The organism is Micromonospora sp. NBC_01796 (assembly GCF_035917455.1).
GTDB lineage: Bacteria > Actinomycetota > Actinomycetes > Mycobacteriales > Micromonosporaceae > Micromonospora_G.
Map to the genome: position 1 here is coordinate 1,477,619 of NZ_CP109078.1, position 25,730 is coordinate 1,503,348.

Sequence of the window (25,730 nt, forward strand, 5' to 3'; positions counted from 1 at the left end):
TTCGGGATCGGCTGGGAGGTTCCTGGGGTCTGCTGGGACTTGACTGGGAAGCGGAACCGCCCGGCAGGGTCCGGCGACTAAGGAGCCATGACCATGGTGACCTCAGCACGCGCGCGTTGGGATCCCGTCCAACCGTGGCTCGGGCTGGCCGTACGCCTCGGCTTGGCGGCGGTGTGGTTCTGGGCCGGCAGCACGAAAGTCGGTGACCTGGCCGCCGCCGGCCGGGCCGTGAACGCGTACCAGATTTTCTCCTTCGACGTGTCCAGGGTGATCGGGGCGGCACAGCCGTTCGTCGAGATCGCCCTCGGCGTACTCCTGCTCCTCGGGCTGGCCACCCGACTGGCCGCCGGTGTCTCCGCGCTCCTGCTGGTGCTGTTCATCGCGGGGATCGCCTCGGCCTGGGCCCGTGGCCTGGCGATCGACTGCGGGTGCTTCAGCGAGGGCGGGCCGCTGGCCGTCGGCCAGACCCCGAGTTACCTGCCCGAGATCCTCCGGGACATCGGGTTCCTGATCATGGCGGCGTTCCTGCTGCGCTGGCCGCCCAGCCCATTGTCGATCGACCGGTGGATGGCCGGCGGGCAGCGTCTGGAGGACGAGGATGAGTAGCCCACGGGGGCCGGGCCGCCAAGGCGGTTCGGGACGCAGGCCGGACAAGGCCCAGCAGGGCCCGCAGAAGGCACAGGGACCGCAGAAGGCACAGAAGGGACAGAAGGCGGCGCAGAAGAAGAGTTCCGCCCGGGTGGTCCGCGAGCAACTGGCCCGGGAGCGCCGCCGCCGACGCACGATCTGGACCTCGCTGATCGCGGTCGCGGTGCTGGTCATCGCCGGTCTGATCGGCTGGAGCGTCTTCGCCAGCCAGCCTTCGACCAGCGACTTCACCGCGCCGGCCAACGCCACCGCGGACGGCAACGCGATAGTGGTCGGCACCGGGCCGGTCACCATCGACATCTACGAGGACTTCATCTGCCCGTTCTGCGGCCAGTTCGAGAAGTCCACCGGCGCCACGCTCGACCAGCTGGTCAGCGAGAACAAGGTGAAGCTCCAGTTCCACCCGGTCGCGTACCTCGACCGGGCCTCCTCGACCAACTACTCGACCCGGTCGTCCGCCGCCTCCGGCTGCGCGGCCGACGAGGGCAAATACCGGGAGTACGCCGAAGCGCTGTTCAACCGGCAGCCGGCCGAGGGCAGTGCCGGACTGAGCGACGACGAGCTGATCAGCATCGGGACCTCGGTCGGGCTGGACGGGGGCACCTTCGGGTCCTGCGTACGTGACGGTACGTTCAAGCCGTGGACCGCGCATGTGACCGAGGCGGCGAGCCGGGCGAACATCAACAGCACGCCGACCGTACTCGTCAACGGCAAGGGCGTGAACCCGAACGCCGACGCCCTCAACGCGGCAGTGGCAGCGGCCACGAAGTGATCCGTCGACTGCTCACCGTGTGCGTCGCCGGCCTGCTCGGCGCGCTCGCGGTGGGCAGCCCGGCGCTCGCCCACGGTGCGGACGCCCCGGACGGCACCGACTACCGGACCTCGGTCACCACGCTCGCCCCGGCTCTGCCCGGCCTCACCGTACGGGCGGTCGAGGCGGGCGCCCGGCTGGAGCTGACCAACCGGACCGGCCGGACCGTCGAGGTCCTCGGCTATGCCGGTGAGCCCTACCTCGAGGTCCGCCCGGACGGGGTGTACGAGAACCGGAACTCCCCCGCGACGTACCTGAACCGGACCCTGGACGGGGACACCGAACCGCCGGCCGGGACCGACCCGACCCTGCCCCCGTCGTGGCAGCGGATCGGCACCGAACCGGTGGCCCGGTGGCACGACCAGCGCACCCACTGGCTGGAGGAGGCCCCACCGGAGCAGGTACGCGCCGACCCGGACCGGACGCACCGGATCCGGGACTGGACGGTCCCGTTGCGCGACGGCGTCACCCCGATCGAGCTGCACGGGACCCTGGACTGGTTGCCGCCACCGAGCCCCGGACCGTGGTGGCTGGTGAGCCTGGTCGGCGCGCTCGCCCTCGGCACGCTCGGCCTGCTCCCGGCCGGTACGCGTCGCGGCCGTCTGGTGACGGCAACGCTGGCCGGGGGCTTCGCCCTGGCCGGGGCGGGTGCGGTCGCCTTCGCGGTGGCCCGCGAGTTGGACGCCGGGGCGGACGGGCTGGGCGGGGTGACGCAGGGCCTGCTCGCCGGGCAGATCTGGCCGCTGCTCACCGGGCTCGGCGCGCTCGCCGCCGGGGCGTACGCGTTGGCCCGACGCCCGGCCGCCGACTTCGCCCTGGCCCTGTCCGGGGCCTGCCTGGCCCTGTTCGCCGGGGTCGCGAACGCGGCGGTGTTCGGCCGGTCGGTGGCCCCCGTGCCCTGGCCGGGGACGTCGGCGCGGGTCCTGGTCGCGGCCATGATCGTGATCGGGGTCGGTGGGACGCTGGCCGGTGTGCTGCGGCTGCGCGCGGTGGAACGCGACGCCCCCGGCGCCGGTGGCGTCGTGCACCGGGATGCGGCGGCGGGCGATCAGCCTCGGGCGGCTGCCGCGACGGGGTCGAATCCGTAGGGCAGTTCGAGCCGGTGCCGGGCCAGCAGGTCGGCGTCGGCGAGCACCTCGGCCGTGCCGCCGTCGGCGACGATCCGGCCACCGTCGAGGATCACCGCCCGATCGCAGAGTTCCAACGCGTACGGCAGGTCGTGGGTGACCATCAGCAGGGTCACCGGCAGTCCGCGCAGGATCTCGGCCAGTTCCCGGCGGGCGGCCGGATCGAGGTTGGACGACGGCTCGTCGAGCACCAGGATCTCCGGGTGCATGGCGAGCACGGTGGCCACCGCGACCCGGCGACGCTGGCCGAACGACAGGTGGTGCGGCGCCCGGTCCCGGTGCTCGCTCATCCCGACCGCGGTCAGTGCCTCGTCGACCCGGGCGGCCAGTTCGGCACCGCGCAGCCCGAGGTTGGCCGGGCCGAACGCCACGTCCTCCGCGACGGTGGGCAGGAAGAGCTGGTCGTCGGGGTCCTGGAAGACGATGCCGACCCGGCGGCGGATCTCGCCCAGGGTGGCCCGGTCCCGGTCCACGGTCAGCCCGCCGACGGCGACGGTTCCCTGCGCCGCGGCGAGGATCCCGTTCAGGTGCAGCACCAGCGTGGTCTTGCCCGCGCCGTTCGGCCCGAGCAGGGCCACCCTGTCCCCCTTCGGCACGGTCAGGTCGACCCCGTGCAGGGCGACGTGACCGTCGGGGTAGGCGAAGCGCACGCCGCGTACGTCCAGCGAGGGGGCGGTTTCCACAGCATCGATCATGACAGCCTCGGATTGGTGGCGCCGACGCTGGTCAGGCCGGTGCGGGCGGCGCTCGTCCGACCACCGGTGCGGCTCATCCGAGGACCAGGGCGGTCACGGCGATGCCGGCGGCGGCGAGCGGTACGGCCGCACCGGCGACCCAGTGCCCGGCGGTCGCGGCACCGGTGGACTGCCACACCGCCGGCATCCGACCGTCGTAGCCACGGGCGAGCATCGCCAGGTAGACCCGCTCGCCGCGTTCGTACGCGCGGAGGAAGAGCGCGCCGATGCCGGCCGCGAAGCCCCGCAACTGCCAGAGGAAGCGCGGGTCGTCGCCACGGGAGAGCCGGGCGACCCGCATCCGCCGGGCCTCCCCGGCCAGCACGTCGAGGTAGCGGAGCATGAAGGTGGCGATCTGGGTGAGGACCTGCGGGCAGTGCAGCCGGTCCAGGCCGAGGATCAGGTCCCGCATGGTGGTGGTCCCGGCCAGCAGGAGCGAGGCGAGTACGCCGAGGGTGCCCTTGGCGAGGATGTTCCAGCCGCCGTACAGGCCGTCGACGGAGAGGCTCAGGCCGAGCCAGCTCACCCGCTCGCCGTGGCCGAGGAACGGCAGCGCGAAGGCGAAGAAGACGAACGGCAGCTCGATCAGCGATCGCTTGAGCAGCCAGCCGGGGCCGATCCGGGCCAGCGCCGCCACCACGACCACCAGTACGGCGTACCCGCCGAACGCCCAGAACGCGTGTCTCGGGGTGGCGACCACGGCGATGCTGAAGGCCACCATCGCCGTGATCTTCACCTCGGGGGCGAGCCGGTGCACGGGCGAGTCGCCCTCCCGGTAGAGCACGTGCGCGTGCCCGGCGCCCATCTACTTCGCCGCTTCCGAGCCGGCCGGGACAGTGGTTGCGTCGGCGGTGTCGCCGGTGTCGGCGGGTCCGCTCGTGGCGGTGCCCCGGCGGCGGGTCAGCCAGAACAGGCCACCGCCGAGAGCGAAGGTGATCAGCACCCCGGCCACCCCGGACAACCCGGTGGACAGGTACGAGTTCCGCACGCCCTGCACCCCGTAGTCGGCCAGCGGGCTGTCGGCCAGCTCGTGGTCCTTGGTCTGCTGTGCCGGGCAGCTCCCGCCGGTGATGTTGTCCTCGGCGTCGAAGGTGCAGCCCTCACGCAGCGAGGAGTCCAGTCCGTCCGGGTGGGACGAGGCGAAGTTGCTGACCACCCCGGCGAGCAGCAGGGCGACCAGCAGCCCGCCGATGAGGAAGGCCCAGTTCCGCTGCTTCATCGCGCACCTCCGGCGATCGGGTCGGCCAGGACCGGCACCGGCCGCAGGCCGCGCAGGGCGTAGACGAGGTCGGGTCGTACCTTGGCGACGGTGACCACGGTGGTGGCGGTGATCAGGCCCTCGCCGATGCCGATCAGCAGGTGGGCGCCGGCCATGGTGGCGGCCAGCCCACCGAGCGAGTCACCGAGGTCGGTGGTCCCGCCGAGCCAGTACTGCAGGATGAAGCCCTGCGAGGCGACCACGACGCTGATCATGGCGGAGACGAAGCCGGTCACCGCCAGCCCGGCCGGCGTACGCGGCAGGACCCGGAGCAGGAGGGCGATCAGCAGGTAACCGACGGCCGTACCGAGGATCGCCATGTTGGTGATGTTCAGCCCGATCATCGCCACGCCGCCGTCGCTGAAGACCAGCGCCTGGACGACCAGCACCACCGACACGCAGAGCGCGCCGACCCACGGCCCGACCAGGATCGCGGCGAGCGCGCCGCCGAGCAGATGTCCGCTGACCCCGGCGGTGAAGATCGGGAAGTTCAGCATCTGGACGGCGAAGATGAACGCGGCCACCAGGCCGGCCATGGGTGCCAGCCGGTCGTCGAGGTCGCGCCGGGCGCGGATCACGCAGAACGTGAGCACCACCAGCGTGAACGCCGCGAAGATCGCGGCTACGGGACCGTCGATGATCCCGTTCGAGATGTGCATCGCGATGGACTGCACTGATTCCTCCCCACCCGCGGCGTGAAGGTCCGTGCCGGCGGGATCGCAGCGTATTTGCCAACGTGCCCTTGTTGCCAACATCTTGCAACAACTACTGACACCGATCAAGATCGTGCCTGCTGGCGGGGGTAATGTCACGCCCCATGACGGGTTCTCGCCTCGCGCCGGGCGATTCGGCGCCAGAATTCACCCTCCCGACCGACGACGGCAAGACCCTTGCCCTCAAGGAGCTACGCGGTCGGAAGGTCGTGCTCTACGCGTACCCGGCCGCGATGACACCGGGCTGCACCAAGCAGGCCTGCGACTTCCGCGACTCGCTCGCCTCGCTCCAGGCCGCCGGGTACGAGGTCGTCGGCATCTCCCCCGACCAGCCCGCCAAGCTGGCCAAGTTCCGCGAGCGCGACGCGATCACGTTCCCGCTCGTCTCCGACGCCGACAAGGCGGTGCTGACCGCGTACGGCGCGTACGGCGAGAAGCAGCTCTACGGCAAGACGGTCACCGGCGTGATCCGCTCCACCTTCGTGATCGACGCCGACGGGCTGATCGAGCGGGCCCTCTACAACGTGAAGGCGACCGGCCACGTGGCCAAGCTCCGCCGCGACCTCGGCCTGGACTGATCTTCCCGCGCGACGGTCCGGTCGGCCGATCCCGGTACGCCGGACGTACGTGCGCGCGGCTGCCATCGAGGCTCTAGACTCGTACCCGCCAGCGGGAGTGGTGTAATGGCAGCCACGCAGGATTTAGGTTCCTGTGCCTTCGGGCGTGGGGGTTCGAGTCCCCCCTCCCGCACCAGGGTTCGTCGTCGATCTTGCACTTGTGGCGCCTGAATCAAGGCACTCATCCCGATTTGCCAACCACCACAAGTGCAAGATCGTTTGCGATACCCGGTGTGTGGCGGCCGGTGGTGGGGGCGGTCAGAGTACGGGCACCCGGTACACCAGCTCGTAGCGACCGCGCGGCAGCACGATCGTGGCCGTCTCCACCGGCACACCGGCCGCGTAGTACGTCCGCACAATGACCCAGACAGGCGCCGAGGACGGGGCCAGGTCCAGCGCCTCCGCTTCATCCGGCAGTGCCGGGCGGTCCGTAAGCCGCTCCTCAAAGTCGTCGATCCGCACCCCGATCGAGTCCATCCGGGCCACCACACCAACCGCGGCACCGTCCTCCGGCCACTCGACCGGGGTGCCCGCGGTAATGGCCAGCGGCTCCCACGAGGTCGAGAGTTGGATCGGCTCACCGTCGGCAGCGAACCGGTACGAGGTTCGCATCACCGGTGCGCCGGGTTCGATGGCGAGCCGCTGGGCGATCAGGTCGTCGGCGACGTCGTGCCGGCTGTCGTGATCCCATGTTGGAGTGCGTTCAGCCTGCTCGGCGTCTCGAGCGAACGGGGAGGTCGGCCCGTCTGCGGCCCGCATGTTGCGGCCGTGGGCGTAGCGGATGAGGCGGCTGCCATCGCGTACGTAGACGCCGGACCCGGCCCGGCCAATGACGAGGCCCTCGCCCTTGAGGGTGGCGATGGCCCACTTCGCGACGCTGCGGCTGATGTCGTGGGCGGCCATGAGCTTGGTTTCGCTGGGCAGCTTCGCGCCGGGCGGCAGTTCGCCGGTGAGGATTTGGGTGCGCAGGATGGCGGCGAGCTGTAGGTACGCGGGTGTGGTTCTGGGCATGGCTATACCTCCGGTCAGCCCGACCAGTCGATCACAGCTCGACCACTAAAGCTAGTACGCCAAGTTTGGCGTGGTCTATTGCCAGAGCCTACCTAGTCGACTAGCTTTTGAACCGATCCCGTCACCGCCCGACTCCGGCCAGCAACCAAGGTGGGCGGTGGCGGGATCCCTGGTCGGGCGCCGGTCCAGCTTCCCGTGGCTTGCCCGGCGCCCCGGGGCGCGGCGGCGGTAGTGGCGTCGCTCGCGCCCCACCTACTGGAGGTGGGCGATGGCAGCGATCAACAGCACCCGGCGGAAGTGGTTTCTGGACCCCGACCCTGAGCCGGTCGAGCAGGTGAACCCCGGTCCGGCACCGGCACGGGTCGAGCCGGCCCGCTCGGTGGATCCGCGTCCGGCTCTGGTGGAGGGGGCCGCGAGGGTCGGAAGGGCCTACCGGTCGGATCCGGCGACCCGGCGCCGGCTCAACTCTCGGCAAGCGGCCTGGTGGGGGGCGTCATGAGCGACGCCGCGCAGATGATCCGGGACGCGCTCCGGATCGTGGCGCAGCACCGGGACAGTACGTGCGCGCAATGCAAGGACGACGGAACCTGTCCGGCCCTTGACTGGGCGCGGGGGCTCGTCGCGACGCCGGGCGAGTGGTGACCGGCCTACCCGGCGGGGTGCCCGCTGGCGCACTTCTGCACCTCCAGCCGGGCGAGTGGTACGTCAGGGGACACCTCGCGTCGGAGGAGACCACCATCCGGGTGGTCGCCGTCGACCGCGCGTACCCGCGTACCCGCGACGGCGAGCAGGAAGTGTGGGTGTCCGCCCACTGGTCGACGTGCACCGACCCGGATCGGACCGGGCACCTGCCGTGCTTCGGCAACTACGTACGCGTCACCGCGATCGTGCGGGAGGCGTCTGCCGGATGAGCCGGATGGACGAACCCCTCACCGCGGCGGCGATTCGGATGGCGGTCGACCTGACGTTGCGTCAGCACCAGCCGGGTCCGCACCCGTGGCAGCCGGGAACATGCCGGCAGTGCACCCCGGACGGGTGCGCGCAGCTCGCGTGGGCGGTCCAGGTCAGGCGCGGCGAGGTCAAGTACGGCGAGGCGCCGGGCAGGACAGGTGCGGCTCCGTGACCGAGCCGGACCGACCCGCGCTGAAGAAGGTCACGGTCAACCTCGGCCCGCGCGCGGTTGACGCCCTGGACGCGGCCTGCGCACGGACCGGGGACACGAAGACGGACACGATGAACCGGGCGCTGGTCGTGCACAACCTGGTGCTGGGGCTGGTGGAGCACGGCGGCGGGAGCCTCGCCGTACGGCACCCGGACGGCGGAATTGAGCGAATTCACCTGCTGTGAGCTTGGAGCGAGCCTGAACGAGGCGGCATACCCGTCGATGGTCAGTCGCGGCGACGCAGTCCGTCGAGGAGCAGGTCGCAGACGGCTTCCAGGGCGTCGGCGATGCCCGGCTCGCCCCACTCGGCAGCGTGTGCCGGGTGGTGCCAGCGGGCGGTCGCCTGGAGCACCGCCCGCGCCGTACGGTCCACGTCGGAGACGTCGAAGTCCCCGTCGGCCACCCCGTCACCGATGATCCGGGCGAGTTGCCGGATCAGGTCCTGGACGTGTTCCTCCACCACCGCCGAACTCTCGTTGACCAGCACCATGTAGGTGGCGAACAGTTCCGGATCGTCCAGCGCCTTGCCTCGCTTCTCGGCGGCGAGCGTGGTGAGCCAGGCGCGCAGCCGCTGCGGTGCGGGCAGGTCGGCGGTGGTCAGCGCGGGCAGCGGGGCGTGCGCCCGGTCGAGCCAGCGCTCGGCGACCGCCTCGCGCAGCGCAGCCTTGCTGGCGAAATGCCGGTAGACGCTGCCGTGGCTGACGCCCAGGACGCGGGCGACGTCGACCACGGTCGTCTTGGCGGGGCCGAAGCGGCGGAGGACGTCCTCCGCCGCTTCGAGGATCTGCCCGGAGGTCAGAGTGGTGTCGGCCATGGGCACCATCTCACCGCTCGCTGTCGAGGTGGGTCATGTAGGGGGTGGCATAACGGGTCCCGGCGGCCGATCCGGCCGGTACGGCCCGCTCGATCGCGGCCAGGTCTTCCGGGGTCAGCTTCAGGTCCAGCGCACCGAGCGACTCGGCCAGCCGGTCCCGCTGACGGGCGCCGACCAGGGGCACGATGTCCGTACCCTGGGCGAGCACCCAGGCGATGGCGACCTGCGCGACGGTGGCTCCACGGGCCTGCGCGACCTCCCGCAGCGACTCGACCAGGCGCAGGTTCGCCGTCAGGTTGTCGCCGCTGAACCGGGGCACGGTGTTGCGGAAGTCGCCGGGGGTCAGTTCCCGGTCGGCGGTCCAGCGGCCACTCAGCAGGCCACGGGCGAGGACCCCGTACGCGGTCACGCCGATGCCGAGTTCGCGTACGGTCGGCAGGATCTCCGCCTCGATGCCCCGTGAGATCAGCGAGTACTCGATCTGGAGGTCGCTGATCGGGTGCACCGCGTGGGCGCGCCGGATGCTGTCGGCGCCGACCTCGGAGAGGCCGATGTGGCGTACGTGTCCCTTTTCGACCTGCTCGGCGATGGCGCCGATGGTCTCCTCGATCGGCACGTTCGGGTCGACCCGGGTGAGCCGGTAGACGTCGATGTGGTCGGTGCCGAGCCGGCGCAGCGAGTACGCGAGGAAGTTGCGTACCGCCTCGGGGCGACCGTCGATGCCCCGCCAGCCGAGGTCGGGGTCGCGCAGCCCGCCGAACTTGACGCTGATGTTGACGTCGTCACGGTCGCGTTCGTGCAGCGCCCGGCCGATCAGCATCTCGTTGTGGCCCATGCCGTAGAAGTCGCCGGTGTCGAGCAGGGAGATGCCGGCGTCGAGGGCGGCGTGAATGGTGCTGATGCTCTCCGTCTCGTCGGCCGGGCCGTAGAGGTCGGACATGCCCATGGTGCCGAGGCCGAGCGCGGAGACGGTGGGTCCGGTGCTGCCGAGTTTGCGGGTTTCCATGATTGGTTCTTCTCCTCGTCCAGGGGTCAACTCGGTTCGGACTCAAGTATGGGTCGACAGCTGACAGATTTCAACTTCTGTCAGCCCACTACGACTGTTACCGTCGTCACCATGGTCGAGCGCCGGCCGGGTACGCGGCACCGAACCGGCGAAGATGGCCCGGTGACCCTCCGCTTCGTGCTCGATCCCGAGCTGACCGCTGCGCTCCGGCAACGGCTCGTCACGCTCTGGACGGAGGTGACCAACGCCGGAGGTGCCGTCGGTTTTGTCGCCCCGGTCACCGAGGAGCAGGTCCTGCCCGTGGCACAGGACGCCTTCGCCGGCATCGACAGCGGGCTGGACCGGCTGCTGGTCGGGTACGCGGACACCGGCGAACCGGTCGCCTTCCTGATCTTCGCGTCCAACCGGTTCGCGCTCAAGGAGCACTGGCGCGTACTCAAGCGGGTGATGGTGCACCCCGACCGGCAGGGCACCGGCTACGGCGCGGCGCTGATGGGCGAGGCCGAACGGCTCGGCCGCAAGCTGGGCCTGGAGGCGCTCCAGGTGACCGTCCGGGGCGGGCTGAACCTGGAACGGTTCTACGAGCGCTGCGGATACCGCGAGGTCGGCCGGCTGCCCGGCGCGCTGCGACTCGCCCCGGACGACGACCGGGACGAGATCCTGATGTGGCTGCCACTGGTCTGACCGGGCCGAACGCCAGGTCCGATCGCCGCCAGCAGCCGGCGGCACGGGCGCGGAGAGTGGTTCATGGCCCGCGCGGCGACGCGTGGACCAGGTCCCACCGACTCCGCGAAAGGCCAGACCATGCACGTTGTCCCCGGGCTCAAGGTGCTCTACTTCGGCACCCCCGTGGTGTTGATCAGCTCCCGTAACCCCGACGGCAGCACCAACCTGGCACCGATGTCGTCGGCCTGGTGGCTGGGCCGGTCCGCCATGCTCGGCCTCGGCAACAGCGGACAGACGACGGCGAACCTGCTCCGCGAGCGGGAGTGCGTACTCAACCTGCCGTCGTCGTCGATGGTCGACGCGGTCGACCGGATCGCGCTCACCACCGGCACACCCGTGGTGCCCGAGCACAAGCGCGAGCAGGGGTACCGGTACGAGCCGGACAAGTTCGCCCTGGCCGGGCTGACCGAACAGCCGTCGGAGCTGGTCGCGCCGCCTCGGGTCGCCCAGTGTCCGATCCAGCTCGAATGCCGGGTGATCGAGGCGTACCCCTTCGGCCCCACCCCCGACTGCACCGCGTTCCAGGTTGAGGTGCTCCGCGCCCACGTCGAGGAAAGCCTGGTCATCCCCGGTACGCACCACGTCGACCCGATCGGCTGGGATCCGCTGATCATGAAGTTCTGCGAGTTCTTCGGCGGCGGCGGGAACGTACACCCGTCCCGGCTGGCCGACGGCTGGAACATGCCGCACCAGCTCGCCCGTACCCCTGGCTGAGCAGCGGGCGGGGCCGGTCCCACGGCCGCGGAAGGCCGCCACGGTCAGGTGGCCGGTGCGGGTCGCTCCGGCGGACGACCGTAGGCACGACGGGCGTCGAAGACGGCGACCACCGCCAGCACGAGGGTCGAGGCGGCGGCGGTCGCCACCGGTGGGAGGTAGAGCGCGGTGCCCGCGACGACGGCCAGCAGGAGGATCGCGACCCATCGTGGCCGGGACACCCGACCGAAGATCACGTATTCGAACGCGGCACGTCCGGCCAGGAAAAGGGCCGGACCACCAGCGATGCCGGCGGTCCACCCCGGCTCGGGGTCGCCGTCCGGGTGTTCGAGGATGACCGTGAAACCCACGGCGGTCAGGAGGATGCCGGCCACCATCACCATGTGCGCGTACGAGGACCACTGGCTCAACCGGTGCGGACGCGTGGAAGCCGCGATGGCGGCACCGAGCTGCTCCCCGGCACGGTAGATGTAGAGCCGCCACATCAACGCGGTGCTGGCGAAGGCGAACACCAGCACCGTCGTACGGTGCAGCGTCAGGCCCTTCTGCCCGTCGGCGAAGGTCAGCCCCAGGATCAGGATGATCTCCCCGAGCGCGATGACGAGCACCTGCCGGTACCGCTCGGCGAGGTGGCTCTCCTGGATCGTCATCTCCCAGCCGGGTGCCTCCCCGAGTCCCGGGGCGGGCCACCGCAGGGCGGCCGAGACGTAGTCGATGATCAGCGCCGCCAACCAGAGCACCGCGCGCAGCCACCCGTGGGCGAACGCTCCCGGAATCCAGAGCAGGGCGGAGCCGGTGAACCAGAAGGCCGCCCGGGTCGACCGCTGCCCGAGCTGGGTGCCCCACTCGGCGACGATGATGAAGACGTGCCGGGTGAGGTGGATCGTCACGTAGGTGAGGGCGAAGAGCAGCCCGTACCTGGTGAACGCCTGGGGCAGCACGATCGCCATCAGCAGGACGCCGAGCATCACGAGGATGACGTAGAGCTGCAGTAGCGGGTGTTGCGGGTCGAACTGGTCGGTCAACCACGCGGTCAGGACCCAGATCCACCACAGGGCCAGGAGCAGGACGAACGCTCTCAGCGCGCCGCGCCAGGTCAGGTCCTCCACCAGCAGGTGGGTGATCTGGGTGAGCGCGAAGACGTACACCAGGTCGTAGAAGAGTTCCAGGAACGCCGGCTGCATCGGGGTGTTGGGGCCGCGCAACAACCTCACACCGGTGCTCACGATTCATTCTCACGTTTCGTCCCCGGGCGGGTGACGTTATGAACGGATCGCCAGCTCAGCCGGACTCACGAACGGGACAGTCGACGCAGTCGGCCCATAAGAGTTGCAAAGCGCTACTACGGTCGGTCCCGGATCGTCCATCCGGGAGGAAACATGCGCAAACCACCACCACGCAGGCTGTTCTCGTTCTGGTTCGGCTCACTGGCCTCGGCCGTACTGGTCGTCGGGCTGGCGGGTCCCGCCGCGGCGGCCCGACCCGCACCCACCGAACGTCCGGGGCCCGGCAGCCTGCCGGTCGCGGCGCTCGACACGGCGCTCGCCGGGATCCACACCGCCGGCATGATCGGTGTCTTCGCCGAGGTCCGCGACGGCCGGGCCACCTGGCGCGGCGCCAGCGGCATCGCGGACATCAACACCGGCCGACCGGTACGCCCCGACTACCGTCACCGGGTCGGCAGCGTCACCAAGACCTTCGTCGCCGCCACCGTCCTGCAACTCGTCGGTGAGGGCAGGATCTCGCTCGACGCGCCGGTCCGGCGCTACCTGCCCGGCCTGATGCCGGACGACACCGTGACCGTACGGATGCTGCTCGGCCACCGCAGCGGGATCGGCACCTACGACCAGGTCCTGTTCGCCACACCGGAGCTGGTCGAGGAGCACCGGAACACCACGTTCAGGCCCCGCGAGCTGGCCCGGGTCGGGCTGGGCATGCCGGCGACGAACCCGCCCGGCGCGGCCTTCTCGTACTCGAACACCAACTACATCCTGGCCGGGTTGATCGTGGAGCAGGTCACCGGTCGCCCCGCCGCCGAGGAGGTCAGCCGCCGGATCCTGCGCCCCCTGGGCCTGCGCGACACCTACTTCCCCGGCACCGACCCGCGCATCACCGGCCCGCACAGCCGGGGCTACGTGCCCTGGTACGAGGGTGAGCTGCGGGACTTCACCGTCTACAACATGTCCTGGGGGTACACGGCCGGTGAGCTTATCTCGACCACCGCCGACCTGGACACCTTCTACCGCGCGCTGCTCGGCGGCCGACTGCTGCGCCCCGCCCAACAGGCCGACCTGGTGCGCTTCCTGCCGACCGGGACCGGGGTGGGCTACGGGCTCGGCCTGTTGTCGCTCCCGCTGGCCTGCGGTGACGCGTACGGGCACGACGGCCAGGTGTTCGGCTACACCACGCTCTCGCTGCACTCCCCCGACGGCAGACGACAGGTGAGCGTGGCGCAGAACGCCAGCCACTACCAGTACGCCGGAGACCCGATCAGCGCGGCGCTCTTCCAGTTCCTCGACACGGCCCTCTGCGGTCCACAGAGCACCGACGCCGCCCGTACCGCCACGGCCCGGACCTTGCCCCTCACCCCGGCACCGGGACTCCTGCCGCCCACCCGGCTCTCCTAGTCCTGTCCCTCCCGCCGATCCAGGGCAGGTTGTCGTCAACAGGCGCTGCCTGCCCTGGATCGCTGGCGGGGTGGGGTCAGGTTCAGTCCGATTTGCGGGCTAACAGAAATGCCGCCTGCTTTCTGGGCTGCACCTGGGTCGGCTCCCAGACCGTCGTGAGGACAACCTGGAATCCGGCCTCGGTCAGCATCTCCGTGACGGCTTCCGGGCGACGGTAGTAGAGGACCAGGTCGACGTCGTAGCCCCACGCCTCGGCGAAGTGCTTCGGAGCGTCGCCCATCTGGAACAACAGCATCAGCGGTGCTCCCGGGACCAGCACCCGGTGGAACTCGGCCAGCACGCCCGGCAACTCCTGGTCGGGGATGTGGATGGTCGAGTACCAGGCGTTGAGGCCGGACAGGCTCCGGTCGGGGTGGTCGAGCCCGGTCATCGAGCCGACCTCGAACCGCAGCTCCGGATAGTTGGCCCGGGCCTGTTCCACCATGCCGGGCGACAGGTCGACCCCGAACACGTCGAGCCCCTGCTCGCGCAGGAACGCCGTCACGTGCCCCGGCCCGCACCCCACGTCGGCGGTCGGCCCGGACGCCACCTCACCGGCCCGGCCGGACGCCAGCTCGGCGAAGAGCGTCAGCTGGCTCCGCAGCACCGGCTGCCCAGCCAGCTCGTCGGCGAAGCGGGCCGAATACCCCTGGGCCACGAAGTCGTACGAGGAACGGGTCGGATCGAGGAAGGCCAGATCGCTCATGACCCGAAACCTATCGGCCCCCTCCCTCCCCCCGAAGACCCCTGGGACAGAGCGCCCACCGCTCGACTTCGCGGAAAATCCATGATGCGAAGAGTTCGGCTCGCCATAGCCGGCCAAACTCTCGGGGATCATGGATGACCGACGGGTTGGGGCGGGGTCAGCAGCGGGAGGCGTTGGCAGGGTCGGGGCCGGCTAGGGCTTCGAGGGTTGCTGCCGGGCTGGTCGGGGCCGCCGGGGTGGGTGACGGCGAGGCCGGGGTGGGCGCGGTCGGGGTGGCGCTCACGGTCGGGGCCGGTGGGGCCGAGGGCGAGGAGCCGGGCGTACGGGCTGCGCTGGGCGGCGTACCAGCACCGGAGAGCGAGACCGTGCTGCGTTGGAGCTGCTCCGGGGCCATCCGGATGTTGGTGGCGGTCGTCTGGTGCCCGTACACGTCGGTGACCCTGATGCTGTACGGCCCGGCGCCCATTCCACCGTCGATGATCCAGTAGTTGTAGTCCTGGCGGGCCGCCGCGCGGAACCCGCCGGTGGTTCCCTTCGCCTCGACCGAGCGGAGCGGGTTGCCGTGGTTGCCCACCTGCACCGCGAACCACCACTGGGAGGCGCCGTCCTTCATCCGGAAGGTGAGCCCTCCGTTGACCGGTGGGTCGACCACCGCCCGGTACGTCACCGGCACCACGCCCTGCGCCCGGTCGCCGATCCGGTCGAACGCCTCCTCGGAGAGGTCGATGTGACCGGGTGCGCAACCGGCGCACTGGTCCATGACCACCACCCGGACCTTGCCCTTCGGACCGGTCACGTCGAGGTAGCCGCCGCAGGCCGCCGCCTTGGCGTACTCCGACGGGCCGAGTGCGACGTAGAGCCGGTCGGCCGGGACGCTCGGGAAGGAGCAGTTGCCGCCGGACCGGCCCGCGTCGTAGAAGCTGGCCTTTCCCTTGTGGACGGTGCTGCCGGTCGGTGGCGCAGCGCAGGCCGGGGAGGCGCCGGAGCGTACGGCGAGGGTGATGCCGAGTACGGCGGCGAGTACGGCGACACCTGCACCGGTCAACCAGGGCCCGATCCGTCGATTCGACCGGCGTGTGCCGGTGTCGTCGGCCGGGGTGCCGTTCTCTGAGGCCGTGCCGGGTGCAGTCACGGCGTCCGATGTTGCCGCACCGCCCCCACCCGCGCAACAGCCCGTGCCGGACGCGCCCGACCGGTCAGCCGAGCACCTCCACGGTGTCGCCCACGGTGACCGTGCGGTCCCCGCCGGAGGATCCGCCCGCAGTGGCCTCCACCGTCATCTGGAGGCCGAAGAGGAGCTTCTGGCCGATGTTCCGCCGTCTGGCGAGCATCCGTAGCGGTTCCTGCCCCCGCTCCCCGGTCTCCTGGTCGATGGTCGCGACCAGGCAGCGGCCACACTCGGCGGCGCCGTGGAAGATCGCCCCGCCGATCCGGATCCGCCGGCCGACCCATTCCCCCTCGGCCCAGGGCGCGGCACCGCTGATCACCAGGTTGGGACGGAACCTGCTCAGCGGCAGCGGCCCCTCGACGCTGCCCGACTCCGCCAGCCAGTCGTTGAACGCGTCCAGTGACGCGGTGTTGACCAGCAGCAGCGGAGTGCCGTCGGCGAAGCTCACCTCGGCCCCGGAACCGGGCGAAACCGACCAGGGAACGAGGTTGCGGGCCGGATCACCGAGCCAGACCAGCCGGACCGCGCGTCCCAACAGCCGGTAGAGCCAGTCGTCGGCCTCGGCACCGGCGGCGCGTACGGGCGAGGGCGGCCGACCCCGGAAGACCCGGACCTCGATCGCCTCGCCGCCGGATGGTTCGGCCAGGTCGAGCGCGGCCAGCCCCGGTGCGGACAGGGTCAGCCCACCGGGCCGGGACACCGCCCGCAGCGTCACCAGTTCCCGGTGCTGGCGCTGGGTGAGGCCGATCCCGTGTTCGTCCACGACGAGCCAGCGCCGGTCGCCGTCCAGGCCCCACGGCTCGACCCGGGCCGTGTCGCGGTCCATCCGTCGGCAGCCCTTCACCGGGTACGTGTGAATCGAGACCACTCGCATCCGGCCAGGATCGCACGCCGTCGGGGACCGCCGGGTGCCTCGGACTACCAGGCGACTCCGATGCCGTCGCCGGGGAACCAGTGCCGGGCCGGTGTCTCCCGGTAGGCGAGGAACCGGCGGCCGGTGCGCTCGGCGTGCTCGGCGAGCACGTTGGTGACCGTGACGTTGTCGGTGAGCAGCATCGCCTCGGCCGCCAGTTTCGGCTCGACCGCCTCGAACTCGTTGCGCTCGTGACCGGCGCTGTGGTCGCTGTCGTGCAGGAACAGGTCGACCGGCCGGTCCAACTCCCGGATCGAGGCGATCGAGTCGCCGATAACCAGGTCGACCACCTCGGACCAGGGTTCGACCCGGGCCAGGTAACCGGCCTCGGGGTTGATGTCCAGCGAGGTGACCCGGCCGGGATGTCCCTCGGCGGCGTTGCGCAGCAGGGCGGAGGCGAGTACGCAGGTGCCGAGCCCCTTGTCCACCCCGGTCTCGACGACGTGTGCCGGTCGGGTCGCGCGGACGATCGCGTACCAGCCGATCCGGCGGGCGTAGCGGACGTGCCGGTCGGCCAGTCCCCGGCGCGCCGAGGCGGCCGTGGTCCGCTCGATGTGCTGCCGGAGCGCGGCGTCGGATTCGATCTCGGCCAGGTAGTCCCGGATCTGCTTGACCGGGGTGTCGGTGATGACGCTGACGAACCAGGCGAGGTGGTCGCGGCTGAGTCGGGTCAGGTCGTACGTGTAGTTGTGGTGTTCGCGCGAGGTGAGCAGCCACCGGGCGGAGACACCGAGCACCCGGGCGTCGTGCCGGGCCACCCGGAGCAACCGTTTCGGAAAGGCCGCCACGGGGGCGAGCGGAGTACGAGCGATGGTGCGCCGGAGTCTGGTCCCATCCACGATGTTGGTTGTATCACGTTGCGGGTGGCCCGTTGGGACATACCCGTCCATCTCTGTTCGGCCGAGCCTCATTGCCAGGTGAATGATTTCATGCATAGAGTGCTCCCGTGAATGACGATTCACTTGTCCGAGATGCGGTAATGGTCGCTGTACCCGAGCCGGGTCCCGGTGCTGTCGCGACACCCCCGACGGACCAGGTCCTCGACCTGTTCCACGGCATCCGGCTGACCCCGACGCAACGGCGGATCGCGCACAGCCTGGTCCAGCACGCCGCCTCGGCCGCGTACCTGTCGGCGGCCGAGATCGCCGAACTCGCCCAGGTCAGCCAGCCCTCGGTCACCCGGTTCGCGATCGCCCTCGGCTACGACGGCTACCCCGCCCTGCGCCGCCGGCTGCGCCAGATCACCGCCGTCGAGCGGGGCCGCCCGGCCTCCGACGTACCGGCCGGCAACGAACTGCAACGGGCGGTCAGCGCCGAGGTGGAGAACCTGCACCGGCTCGCCGAACAGCTCACCGACCCGGACAAGGTCACCACCGCCGGGGCACTGCTCGCCAACAGCCGCCCGCTGCCGGTGCTCGGGCTGCGCGCCGCCGCCCCGCTCGCCGCGTACTTCGCGTACTTCGCCGCCAAGGTGCACCCGGACGTACGCGTACTCGACACCGGGGGGAGCCTGCTCGCCGACCGGCTCGACCAGGCCCGTACGGCCGGCGCGACCGCACTGCTCGCCATCGTGCTGCCGCGCTACCCGCGCGAGTCCCTCGACGCGCTCCGCGAGGCGCGGCACGCCGGTCTCTCCATCGTGGTGATCACCGACTCGGCGGTCAGCCCGGCCGCCGAGTACGCCGACATCGTCCTGCCCGCCGCCGTCGGCGCCCAACTCGTGTTCGACCTGCACACCGCCCCGATGACCCTGGCCATGGTGCTGCTCCAGGCGATCTGCGACGCCGCACCCAGCCACACCCAGCGCCGGTTGGAGGAGTTCGAACAGTCCGCCGCCCGCCGCCAGGTGTTCCTCACCTGAGTCCGCACTCCCCCACCGTTGCGCCAGGAGACCCCGATGTACCAGCCCGTTCGTGCCGCGCGCGGCAGTACCCGTACCGCAGTTGGTTGGGCCCAGGAAGCGGCCATGCGGATGTTGATGAACAACCTCGACCCGGAGGTGGCCGAGCGCCCCGAGGACCTGGTCGTGTACGGCGGCACCGGCCGCGCCGCCCGCGACTGGCCCTCGTACCACGCGCTGATCCGGACCCTGACCGAACTGCGCGACGACGAGACGATGCTGGTCCAGTCCGGGCGTCCGGTCGGGGTGCTGCGTACGCACGAGTGGGCGCCCCGGGTCCTGCTGGCCAACTCGAACCTGGTCGGTGACTGGGCCACCTGGCCCGAGTTCCGCCGCCTGGAACACCTCGGTTTGACCATGTATGGCCAGATGACCGCCGGATCGTGGATCTACATCGGCACCCAGGGCATTTTGCAGGGCACCTACGAGACCTTCGCCGCGGTCGCCGCCAAGCGGTTCGACAACACCCTCGCCGGCACCCTCACCCTCACCGCCGGCTGCGGCGGGATGGGCGGCGCCCAGCCGCTCGCGGTCACCATGAACGGCGGTGCCTGCCTGATCGTCGACGTCGACCCGGAACGGCTCGCCCGCCGGGTCAAGGACCGCTACCTCGACCGGGTCGCCGACAACCTGGACGAGGCGGTCGAGGCGGTGCTGGCGGCCAAGCGGGAACGCAGGGCCCTGTCGGTCGGGGTGGTCGGCAACGCCGCAGTGGTCTTCCCCGAGCTGCTGGTACGCGGGGTCGAGATCGACATCGTCACCGACCAGACCAGCGCCCACGACCCGCTCTCCTACCTGCCGGTGGGTGTCGAACTCGCCGACGCGGCCGAGTACGCCGCCGCCAAGCCGGCCGAGTTCACCGACCGGGCACGGTCCTCGATGGCCCGACACGTGGCGGCGATGGTCGGCTTCCTCGACGCCGGTGCCGAGGTTTTCGACTACGGCAACTCGATCCGGGGCGAGGCCCAACTCGCCGGGTACGAGCGCGCCTTCGACTTCCCCGGTTTTGTGCCGGCGTACATCCGGCCGCTGTTCACCGAGGGTCGGGGGCCGTTCCGCTGGGCCGCACTCTCCGGTGACCCGGCCGACATCGCCGCCACCGACCGGGCCGTACTCGAACTGTTCCCGGAGAACGAGTCGCTGGCCCGGTGGATCCGGCTCGCCGGTGAACGGGTCGCGTTCCAGGGGCTGCCGGCCCGGATCTGCTGGCTCGGTTACGGCGAGCGGGACCGGGCCGGGGTCCGGTTCAACGAGATGGTCGCCTCCGGCGAGCTTTCCGCACCGGTGGTGATCGGGCGGGACCACCTGGACGCCGGGTCGGTCGCCTCGCCGTACCGGGAGACCGAGGCGATGGCCGACGGATCGGATGCGATCGCCGACTGGCCGCTGCTGAATGCGCTGGTCAACACCGCCAGCGGGGCATCATGGGTGTCCATCCACCACGGTGGCGGGGTGGGCATCGGCCGGTCGATCCACGCCGGGCAGGTCTGCGTTGCCGACGGCACCGCGCTCGCCGGTCAGAAGATCGAACGCGTACTCACCAACGACCCGGCGATGGGGGTGCTCCGGCACGTCGACGCCGGTTACCCGAGCGCCGCCGAGGTGGCCACCCGTACCGGCCTGCCGGTGCCGATGGACCGGGCGTAGGGAGGGGCAGGCGTTGTCAGCAACGGTGACCGAGGGATCCGACGGGGTGGCGGCGTTCCGGGCCCTGTGGGACGAGATCGCCCCGATCGGCCGTGACCCGGTCAGCGGCGGTTACCTGCGGTACGCGTTCGGCGAGGCCGAGCTGTGGCTGCGGGACTGGTTCCGGCGGCAGGCCGCCCACCGGGGCCTGCCGGTCGAACAGGACGGCAACGGCAACCTGTTCGCCTGGTACGGCGACCCCGGACAGGGTGACGCGGTCCTGGTCGGCAGCCACTTCGACTCGGTACCGCACGGCGGCGGCTACGACGGGCCGCTCGGCATCGTCAGCGCCTTCCTCGCCCTCGACCGGCTGCGCGCGCAGGGGCGGAGGCCGTACCGGCCGATCGGGGTGGTCGCGTTCGCCGAGGAGGAGGGTGCCCGGTTCGGCGTACCGTGCCTCGGGTCCCGGCTGCTCACCGGCGACCTGCCGGTGGAACGGGCGGCGGCGCTCACCGACCGGGACGGGACCACCCTGGCCGAGGCGCTCGGTGCCCGGCCGGCCGGTGCCCGGCCGGACCTGCTCGGCCGGATCGGCGCCTTCGTGGAGCTGCACATCGAACAGGGCCGGGCCCTGGTCGACCTGGGCGCACCGGTCGGCATGGCCAGCGGAATCTGGCCGCACGGGCGCTGGCGGATGGACTTCACCGGCGAGGCGAACCACGCCGGGACGACCAGGATGAGCGACCGGCGCGACCCGATGCTCACGTACGCCTTCACCGTCCTCGCCGCGAACAAGGAGGCCCGGCGGTGCGGCGCCCAGGCCACCGTCGGCCGGGTCGAGGTCGAACCGAACGCCACCAATGCGGTCCCGTCGCTGGTCCGTGGCTGGCTGGACGCCCGCGCCGCCGAGGTCGCCACGCTCGACGCCCTGGTCGGGGCCGTCGGGCAGAAGGCGGCCGAGCGGGCGGTCCGGGACGGGACCGGCGTACGGCTGACAGCCGAGTCGGTCACCCCGCTGGTCGAGTTCGACGGTGGTCTGATCGACCTGTTCCGGCGGGTGCTGGACGACGGCGTACCGGTGCTGCCGACCGCCGCCGGGCACGACGCCGGGGTGCTCGCACCGCACCTGCCCACGGCGATGCTGTTCGTCCGCAACCCGACCGGGGTGTCGCACTCGCCGGCCGAGACCGCCGGTGACGACGACTGCGCGGCCGGGGTGACCCGGCTCGCCGACGTGCTGGCCGCCCTGGCCTGCGAACCGGCACCGGCACCGACCGGCGCCCGAAGCAGCGGCGGCACCGACTTCGAACCGGTGGAGGACGCATGAGCACACAACGGTTCCACGCCGAGTACGCCTGGCTGCCCGGCGACGAGTCACCCACCCCCGACGTGCTGATCGAGATCGCCGACGGCAGGTTCAGCGGGGTGACCGCCGGGGTTCAGGTGCCGCCAGGCGTGCGGCGGCTGCCGGGGGTCACCCTGCCGGGGCTGGCCAACGCCCACTCGCACGCGTTCCACCGGGCGTTGCGCGGCCACACCCAGACCGACGGCGGTACGTTCTGGAGCTGGCGGGACCGGATGTACGAGGTCGCCGGACGACTCGACCCGGACACCTACCTGGCCCTGGCCCGAGCCACGTACGCCGAGATGGCGCTGGCCGGGATCACCTGCGTGGGCGAGTTCCACTACCTGCACCACCAGCCCGACGGCACCCCGTACGCCGACCCGAACGTGATGGGTGCCGCGCTGGTCGAGGCCGCCGCCCAGGCCGGTGTCCGGCTCACCCTGCTGGACACGCTCTACCTGACCTCCACCGTGGACGGTGAGCCGCTGCACGGGGTCCAGCGCCGGTTCGGCGACCGGGACGTGGACGCCTGGTCGGACCGGCACGACAAGTTCCCGGCCGCGGCGCATCTGCGCCTCGGTGCCGCGCTGCACTCGGTCCGGGCGGTCCCGCTCGGCGCGCTGTCCACCTTCGCCTACCGCAACGGCGGCGTCCCCCTGCACTTCCACCTCTCCGAGCAGCGGGCCGAGAACGACGCCTGCCTCGCCACCCACGGCTGCACCCCGGTCCAGCTCCTCGCCGACATGGGCGTACTCGGGCCTACCGCGACCGCGGTGCACGCCACCCACCTGACCGAGGACGGGGTGGCCCTGCTCGGCGAGACCGGGACCGGCGCCTGCCTCTGCCCCACCACGGAACGGGACCTGGCCGACGGGATCGGACCGGCCCGCGCCCTCGCCGACGCCGACAGCCCGCTGAGCCTCGGCTCGGACAGCCACGCCGTGATCGACCTGTTCGAGGAGGCGCGGGCGGTCGAACACGACGAGCGGCTGCGTACCGAGCGGCGCGGGCACTTCACCCCGGCCGCGCTCACCCACGCCGCCACCGTCGCCGGGCACGCCGCACTGGGCTGGTCCGACGCCGGCACGATCGCCGTCGGGAGCCGGGCCGACCTGGTCACGGTCCGGCTGGACAGCGTACGGACGGCGGCGGTGCCGCCCGCCGGGGTCTTCTTCGCCGCCACCGCCGCCGACGTCACCGACGTACTGGTCGACGGTCGGGCGGTGGTCCGGGACGGCCGGCACGTGTCGATCGACGTGGCCGCGGAACTTCACCGGTCGATCGGGCGGGTGTGGCGGTGAGCGCCCACCCGGGGCCGAGCCTGCTGGTCGACAACATCGGTGAGCTGGTCACCAACGAGCCCTACGGCGAGAGCGGCCCGCTCGGCATCCGGCGCCGGGCGGCGGTGCTGGTCGAGGACGGCCGGATCGCCTGGCTCGGCCCGGCGAAGTACGCCCCGGCCGCCGACGGGCGGATCGACGCCGACGGCGCGGCGGTGCTCCCCGGATTCGTGGACAGCCACTCACACCTGGTCTTCGCCGGTGACCGGGCACCCGAGTTCGCGGCCCGGATGGCCGGCCAGCCGTACACCGGCGGCGGGATCCGGACCACGGTCGGCGCCACCCGCGCCGCCAGCGACGACACGCTGCGGGCCAACGTCTCCCGGCTGCGGATCGAGGCGCTGCGCCAGGGCACCACCACGATCGAGATCAAGAGCGGGTACGGGCTCAGCGTCGCCGACGAGGCCCGCTCGCTGCGGATCGCCGGTGAGTTCAGCACCGAGACCACCTTCCTCGGCGCCCACGTCGTCCCGGCCGAGTACGCCAACCGGCCCGACGACTACGTCAGCCTGGTCTGCGGGCCGATGCTGCGCGCCGCCCTGCCGTACGCCCGGTGGATCGACGTCTTCTGCGAACGGGGCGCGTTCGACGCCGACCACGCCCGCGCGATCCTCACCGTCGGCCAGGCCGCCGGTCTCGGCGTACGGCTGCATGCCAACCAGCTCGGCCCCGGTCCCGGAGTGCAACTCGCGGTGGAACTCGGGGCGGCCAGCGCGGACCACTGCACCCACCTGACCGACACCGACATCGACGCGCTGGCCGGTTCGGAGACGGTCGCCACCCTGCTGCCCGGTGCCGAGTTCTCCACCCGGTCGGTCTACCCGGACGCCCGGCGCCTGCTCGACGCCGGTGCCGTGGTCGCGCTCGCCACGGACTGCAACCCCGGCTCGTCGTACACCTCCTCGGTGCCGTTCTGCATCGCTCTCGCCGTACGCGAAATGGGAATGACCCCGGCGGAGGCGGTCTGGGCCGCGACCGCCGGCGGGGCACGGGCGCTGCGCCGCGACGACGTCGGCGTGCTGCGCCGGGGCGCGCGGGCCGACCTGACCATCCTCGACGCGCCCTCGTATCTGCACCTGGCCTACCGGCCAGGGGTACCGCTGATCCGCCAGGTCCTGCACAACGGAGTACCGCAATGTCAGTAGTCACCGTCACCCCCACCGGCGTCACCCCCGCCGACGTCGTCGCCGTCGCCCGCGGCTCGGCCACGGTTGTGCTCGACCCCGCCACGATCGCGGCGATGGAGACCAGCCGGGCGATCGTGGACCGGATCGAACAGGACGGCCGCCCGGTCTACGGGGTCTCCACCGGCTTCGGCGCGCTCGCCAACACCTTCATCGCCCCCGAACGCCGGGCGGAGCTGCAGCACGCGCTGATCCGTTCCCACGCCGCCGGGATCGGTGCCCCGATGCCCCGCGAGGTGGTCCGGGCGATGATGCTGCTGCGCGTACGCTCGCTCGCGCTCGGCCACTCCGGGGTCCGGCCCCTGGTCGCGCAGTCCCTGGTCGACCTGCTCAACCACGACATCACCCCGTGGGTGCCGGAACACGGTTCGCTCGGCGCCTCCGGTGACCTGGCCCCGCTGGCGCACTGCGCACTGGCCCTGCTCGGCGAGGGATGGATCCTCGGCAAGGGCGACGGCACCCGCGAGGACGCCTCGGTGGCCCTGCACCGGGCCGGGTTGGCCCCGATCGAGCTGGCCGCCAAGGAGGGGCTGGCGCTGATCAACGGCACCGACGGCATGCTCGGCATGCTGCTGCTCGCGATCGGCGACGCGGAACACCTGTTCGCGATGGCCGACGTCACCGCCGCCCTGGCGATCGAGGCGATGCTCGGCACCGACCGGCCGTTCCAGCCCGAGTTGCACGCCATCCGCCCGCATCCGGGGCAGGCCGTCTCGGCGGCGAACATCCACCGGCTGCTCCAAAGCTCCGGCATCATGGACTCGCACCGCAACGACCTGGCGCACGCGGTCCAGGACGCGTACTCGATGCGGTGCGCCCCACAGGTGGCCGGGGCCGCCCGGGACACCCTCGGTTTTGTCACCTCGGTCGCCGGCCGGGAACTCCTCTCCATCGTCGACAACCCGGTGGTGCTGCCGGACGGTCGGGTCGAGTCAACCGGTAACTTCCACGGCGCCCCGCTCGGCTTCGCCGCCGACTTCCTCGCCATCGCCGCCGCCGAGGTGGGCGCGATCTCGGAACGCCGGGTCGACCGGCTGCTCGACATCACCCGCAACCGGGACCTGCCGGCGTTCCTCACCCCGGACGCCGGGGTCAACTCCGGGCTGATGATCGCCCAGTACACCGCGGCCGGGATCGTGGCGGAGAACCGCCGGCTGGCCGCCCCGGCCTCGGTGGACTCCCTGCCCACCAGCGGGATGCAGGAGGACCACGTCTCGATGGGTTGGGCGGCCACCCGCAAACTCCGTACGGTGCTGGACAACCTGACCAGCCTGCTCGCGGTGGAACTGCTGGCCGGCGTACGCGGACTGCAACTGCGCGCCCCGCTGACCCCGTCACCGGCCGGTCGGGCCGCGGTGAACGCGGTGGCCCGGTTCGCCGGGGAACCCGGCCCGGACATCTTCCTCGCCCCGGCCCTGGAGGCCGCCCGCGCGGTGGTTTCCGGCCCGGACCTGCGCACCGCGATCGAGTCCGCGATCGGCCCCCTGGCCTGACCATCGGCCTGCCGGCACACGAAAGTGCCCCTTCCCGTCGCGATCCGC

At 71.6% G+C, this 25,730-nt stretch carries 27 protein-coding genes, 1 tRNA gene and 1 pseudogene; 17 read left to right on the forward strand and 12 right to left on the reverse strand.

Features of this window, described 5'->3' with window-relative positions:
• Nucleotides 1–87 precede the first annotated feature (87 nt).
• From OIE47_RS06810 to OIE47_RS06820, 3 genes are read left to right on the forward strand one after another with little or no spacing between them, the layout of a single operon-like run.
• Nucleotides 88–606, forward strand: a complete 519-nt coding sequence (locus tag OIE47_RS06810) for a MauE/DoxX family redox-associated membrane protein (protein WP_326560646.1) — start codon at nt 88–90, stop codon at nt 604–606.
• Complete coding sequence (locus tag OIE47_RS06815) at nt 599–1,420, forward strand: DsbA family protein (protein ID WP_326560647.1); 822 nt, start codon at nt 599–601, stop codon at nt 1,418–1,420. Before OIE47_RS06810 ends, OIE47_RS06815 begins: the two co-directional genes overlap by 8 nt.
• Nucleotides 1,417–2,547, forward strand: coding sequence for a hypothetical protein (locus OIE47_RS06820; protein ID WP_326560648.1), 1,131 nt, complete (start codon nt 1,417–1,419; stop codon nt 2,545–2,547). The genes OIE47_RS06815 and OIE47_RS06820 overlap by 4 nt, the downstream gene beginning before the upstream one ends.
• Here the strand turns inward: OIE47_RS06820 and OIE47_RS06825 are convergent.
• The 4 genes from OIE47_RS06825 to OIE47_RS06840 form a co-directional block, all read right to left on the reverse strand.
• The gene (locus tag OIE47_RS06825; protein WP_326560649.1) at nt 2,508–3,281 is read right to left on the reverse strand and encodes an energy-coupling factor ABC transporter ATP-binding protein; all 774 of its coding nucleotides are present in this window, start codon (nt 3,279–3,281) and stop codon (nt 2,508–2,510) included. The two genes, OIE47_RS06820 and OIE47_RS06825, sit on opposite strands and share 40 nt — an antisense overlap.
• Before the next feature lie 73 nt (nt 3,282–3,354).
• A complete protein-coding gene (gene cbiQ, locus OIE47_RS06830) occupies nt 3,355–4,125 on the reverse strand; it encodes a cobalt ECF transporter T component CbiQ (RefSeq protein ID WP_326560650.1) in 771 nt (256 codons plus the stop codon).
• Complete coding sequence (locus tag OIE47_RS06835) at nt 4,126–4,539, reverse strand: PDGLE domain-containing protein (protein ID WP_326560651.1); 414 nt, start codon at nt 4,537–4,539, stop codon at nt 4,126–4,128.
• Entirely contained in the window at nt 4,536–5,252 is a 717-nt protein-coding gene (locus OIE47_RS06840) for an energy-coupling factor ABC transporter permease (protein ID WP_326560652.1), read from the reverse strand. Before OIE47_RS06840 ends, OIE47_RS06835 begins: the two co-directional genes overlap by 4 nt.
• 143 nt (nt 5,253–5,395) lie before the next feature.
• Here OIE47_RS06840 and bcp point away from each other — a divergent pair, with 143 nt between their 5' ends.
• Both bcp and OIE47_RS06850 read left to right on the forward strand, forming a co-directional pair.
• Nucleotides 5,396–5,869: a thioredoxin-dependent thiol peroxidase gene (gene bcp, locus OIE47_RS06845; RefSeq protein WP_326560653.1), complete on the forward strand. Its 474-nt coding sequence runs from the start codon at nt 5,396–5,398 to the stop codon at nt 5,867–5,869.
• A 91-nt stretch (nt 5,870–5,960) separates the two neighbouring features.
• Nucleotides 5,961–6,044, forward strand: a tRNA-Leu gene (locus OIE47_RS06850).
• 122 nt (nt 6,045–6,166) lie between these two features.
• Here the strand turns inward: OIE47_RS06850 and OIE47_RS06855 are convergent.
• Nucleotides 6,167–6,919 (reverse strand): GntR family transcriptional regulator, encoded by a 753-nt coding sequence (locus OIE47_RS06855; RefSeq protein WP_326560654.1) that lies wholly within the window; start codon nt 6,917–6,919, stop codon nt 6,167–6,169.
• Between the two features lie 638 nt (nt 6,920–7,557).
• On the opposite strand from OIE47_RS06855, the gene OIE47_RS06860 reads away from it, so the two are divergent.
• Genes OIE47_RS06860 through OIE47_RS06870 form a run of 3 tightly spaced genes read left to right on the forward strand, consistent with a single transcriptional unit; the run spans nt 7,558 to nt 8,266 of the window.
• The gene (locus OIE47_RS06860) at nt 7,558–7,830 is read left to right on the forward strand and encodes a hypothetical protein (protein WP_326560655.1); all 273 of its coding nucleotides are present in this window, start codon (nt 7,558–7,560) and stop codon (nt 7,828–7,830) included.
• A 5-nt stretch (nt 7,831–7,835) separates the two neighbouring features.
• Entirely contained in the window at nt 7,836–8,042 is a 207-nt protein-coding gene (locus tag OIE47_RS06865) for a hypothetical protein (protein WP_326560656.1), read from the forward strand.
• A complete protein-coding gene (locus tag OIE47_RS06870) occupies nt 8,039–8,266 on the forward strand; it encodes a hypothetical protein (RefSeq protein WP_326560657.1) in 228 nt (75 codons plus the stop codon). Before OIE47_RS06865 ends, OIE47_RS06870 begins: the two co-directional genes overlap by 4 nt.
• Before the next feature lie 41 nt (nt 8,267–8,307).
• On the opposite strand, the gene OIE47_RS06875 is transcribed toward OIE47_RS06870, so the two are convergent.
• A complete protein-coding gene (locus tag OIE47_RS06875) occupies nt 8,308–8,895 on the reverse strand; it encodes a TetR family transcriptional regulator (protein ID WP_326560658.1) in 588 nt (195 codons plus the stop codon).
• A 10-nt stretch (nt 8,896–8,905) separates the two neighbouring features.
• The gene (locus tag OIE47_RS06880; protein ID WP_326560659.1) at nt 8,906–9,901 is read right to left on the reverse strand and encodes an aldo/keto reductase; all 996 of its coding nucleotides are present in this window, start codon (nt 9,899–9,901) and stop codon (nt 8,906–8,908) included.
• A 162-nt stretch (nt 9,902–10,063) separates the two neighbouring features.
• Here OIE47_RS06880 and OIE47_RS06885 point away from each other — a divergent pair, with 162 nt between their 5' ends.
• Nucleotides 10,064–10,585, forward strand: coding sequence for a GNAT family N-acetyltransferase (locus tag OIE47_RS06885; RefSeq protein WP_326560660.1), 522 nt, complete (start codon nt 10,064–10,066; stop codon nt 10,583–10,585).
• Nucleotides 10,586–10,705: 120 nt separating this feature from the next.
• Nucleotides 10,706–11,341 carry a flavin reductase family protein gene (locus OIE47_RS06890; protein WP_326560661.1) on the forward strand — a complete coding sequence of 212 codons (636 nt, stop codon included), beginning with the start codon at nt 10,706–10,708 and terminating at the stop codon, nt 11,339–11,341.
• A 44-nt stretch (nt 11,342–11,385) separates the two neighbouring features.
• Here the strand turns inward: OIE47_RS06890 and OIE47_RS06895 are convergent, their stop codons facing one another.
• Entirely contained in the window at nt 11,386–12,567 is a 1,182-nt protein-coding gene (locus tag OIE47_RS06895) for a low temperature requirement protein A (RefSeq protein WP_326560662.1), read from the reverse strand.
• Nucleotides 12,568–12,720: 153 nt separating this feature from the next.
• Between OIE47_RS06895 and OIE47_RS06900 the strand changes: the two genes are divergently transcribed.
• Nucleotides 12,721–13,968, forward strand: a complete 1,248-nt coding sequence (locus OIE47_RS06900; protein ID WP_326560663.1) for a serine hydrolase domain-containing protein — start codon at nt 12,721–12,723, stop codon at nt 13,966–13,968.
• A gap of 82 nt (nt 13,969–14,050) precedes the next feature.
• On the opposite strand, the gene OIE47_RS06905 is transcribed toward OIE47_RS06900, so the two are convergent.
• From OIE47_RS06905 to OIE47_RS06920, 4 genes are all read right to left on the reverse strand, one after another.
• Complete coding sequence (locus OIE47_RS06905) at nt 14,051–14,713, reverse strand: class I SAM-dependent methyltransferase (protein WP_326560664.1); 663 nt, start codon at nt 14,711–14,713, stop codon at nt 14,051–14,053.
• Between the two features lie 157 nt (nt 14,714–14,870).
• Nucleotides 14,871–15,758: an expansin EXLX1 family cellulose-binding protein gene (locus OIE47_RS06910; protein ID WP_326560665.1), complete on the reverse strand. Its 888-nt coding sequence runs from the start codon at nt 15,756–15,758 to the stop codon at nt 14,871–14,873.
• 151 nt (nt 15,759–15,909) lie between these two features.
• Nucleotides 15,910–16,755 carry an MOSC domain-containing protein gene (locus OIE47_RS06915; RefSeq protein WP_326560666.1) on the reverse strand — a complete coding sequence of 282 codons (846 nt, stop codon included), beginning with the start codon at nt 16,753–16,755 and terminating at the stop codon, nt 15,910–15,912.
• Nucleotides 16,756–16,799: 44 nt separating this feature from the next.
• Nucleotides 16,800–17,582: a class I SAM-dependent methyltransferase gene (locus OIE47_RS06920; RefSeq protein WP_326560667.1), complete on the reverse strand. Its 783-nt coding sequence runs from the start codon at nt 17,580–17,582 to the stop codon at nt 16,800–16,802.
• Nucleotides 17,583–17,773: 191 nt separating this feature from the next.
• Here OIE47_RS06920 and OIE47_RS06925 point away from each other — a divergent pair, with 191 nt between their 5' ends.
• The 6 genes and pseudogenes from OIE47_RS06925 to hutH all read left to right on the forward strand — a co-directional run bounded on the left by OIE47_RS06925 (nt 17,774) and on the right by hutH (nt 25,682).
• Entirely contained in the window at nt 17,774–18,655 is an 882-nt protein-coding gene (locus tag OIE47_RS06925) for a MurR/RpiR family transcriptional regulator (RefSeq protein ID WP_326560668.1), read from the forward strand.
• A gap of 36 nt (nt 18,656–18,691) precedes the next feature.
• The gene (gene hutU, locus OIE47_RS06930) at nt 18,692–20,341 is read left to right on the forward strand and encodes a urocanate hydratase (RefSeq protein ID WP_326560669.1); all 1,650 of its coding nucleotides are present in this window, start codon (nt 18,692–18,694) and stop codon (nt 20,339–20,341) included.
• Nucleotides 20,342–20,354: 13 nt separating this feature from the next.
• Nucleotides 20,355–21,569, forward strand: a pseudogene (locus OIE47_RS06935) (allantoate amidohydrolase); the annotation flags it as partial.
• 74 nt (nt 21,570–21,643) lie between these two features.
• Nucleotides 21,644–22,966, forward strand: coding sequence for a formimidoylglutamate deiminase (locus tag OIE47_RS06940; RefSeq protein WP_326560670.1), 1,323 nt, complete (start codon nt 21,644–21,646; stop codon nt 22,964–22,966).
• Entirely contained in the window at nt 22,963–24,150 is a 1,188-nt protein-coding gene (gene hutI / locus OIE47_RS06945) for an imidazolonepropionase (RefSeq protein ID WP_326560671.1), read from the forward strand. The genes OIE47_RS06940 and hutI overlap by 4 nt, the downstream gene beginning before the upstream one ends.
• Entirely contained in the window at nt 24,141–25,682 is a 1,542-nt protein-coding gene (gene hutH / locus OIE47_RS06950; protein ID WP_326560672.1) for a histidine ammonia-lyase, read from the forward strand. Before hutI ends, hutH begins: the two co-directional genes overlap by 10 nt.
• The last annotated feature ends 48 nt before the right edge of the window (nt 25,683–25,730 follow it).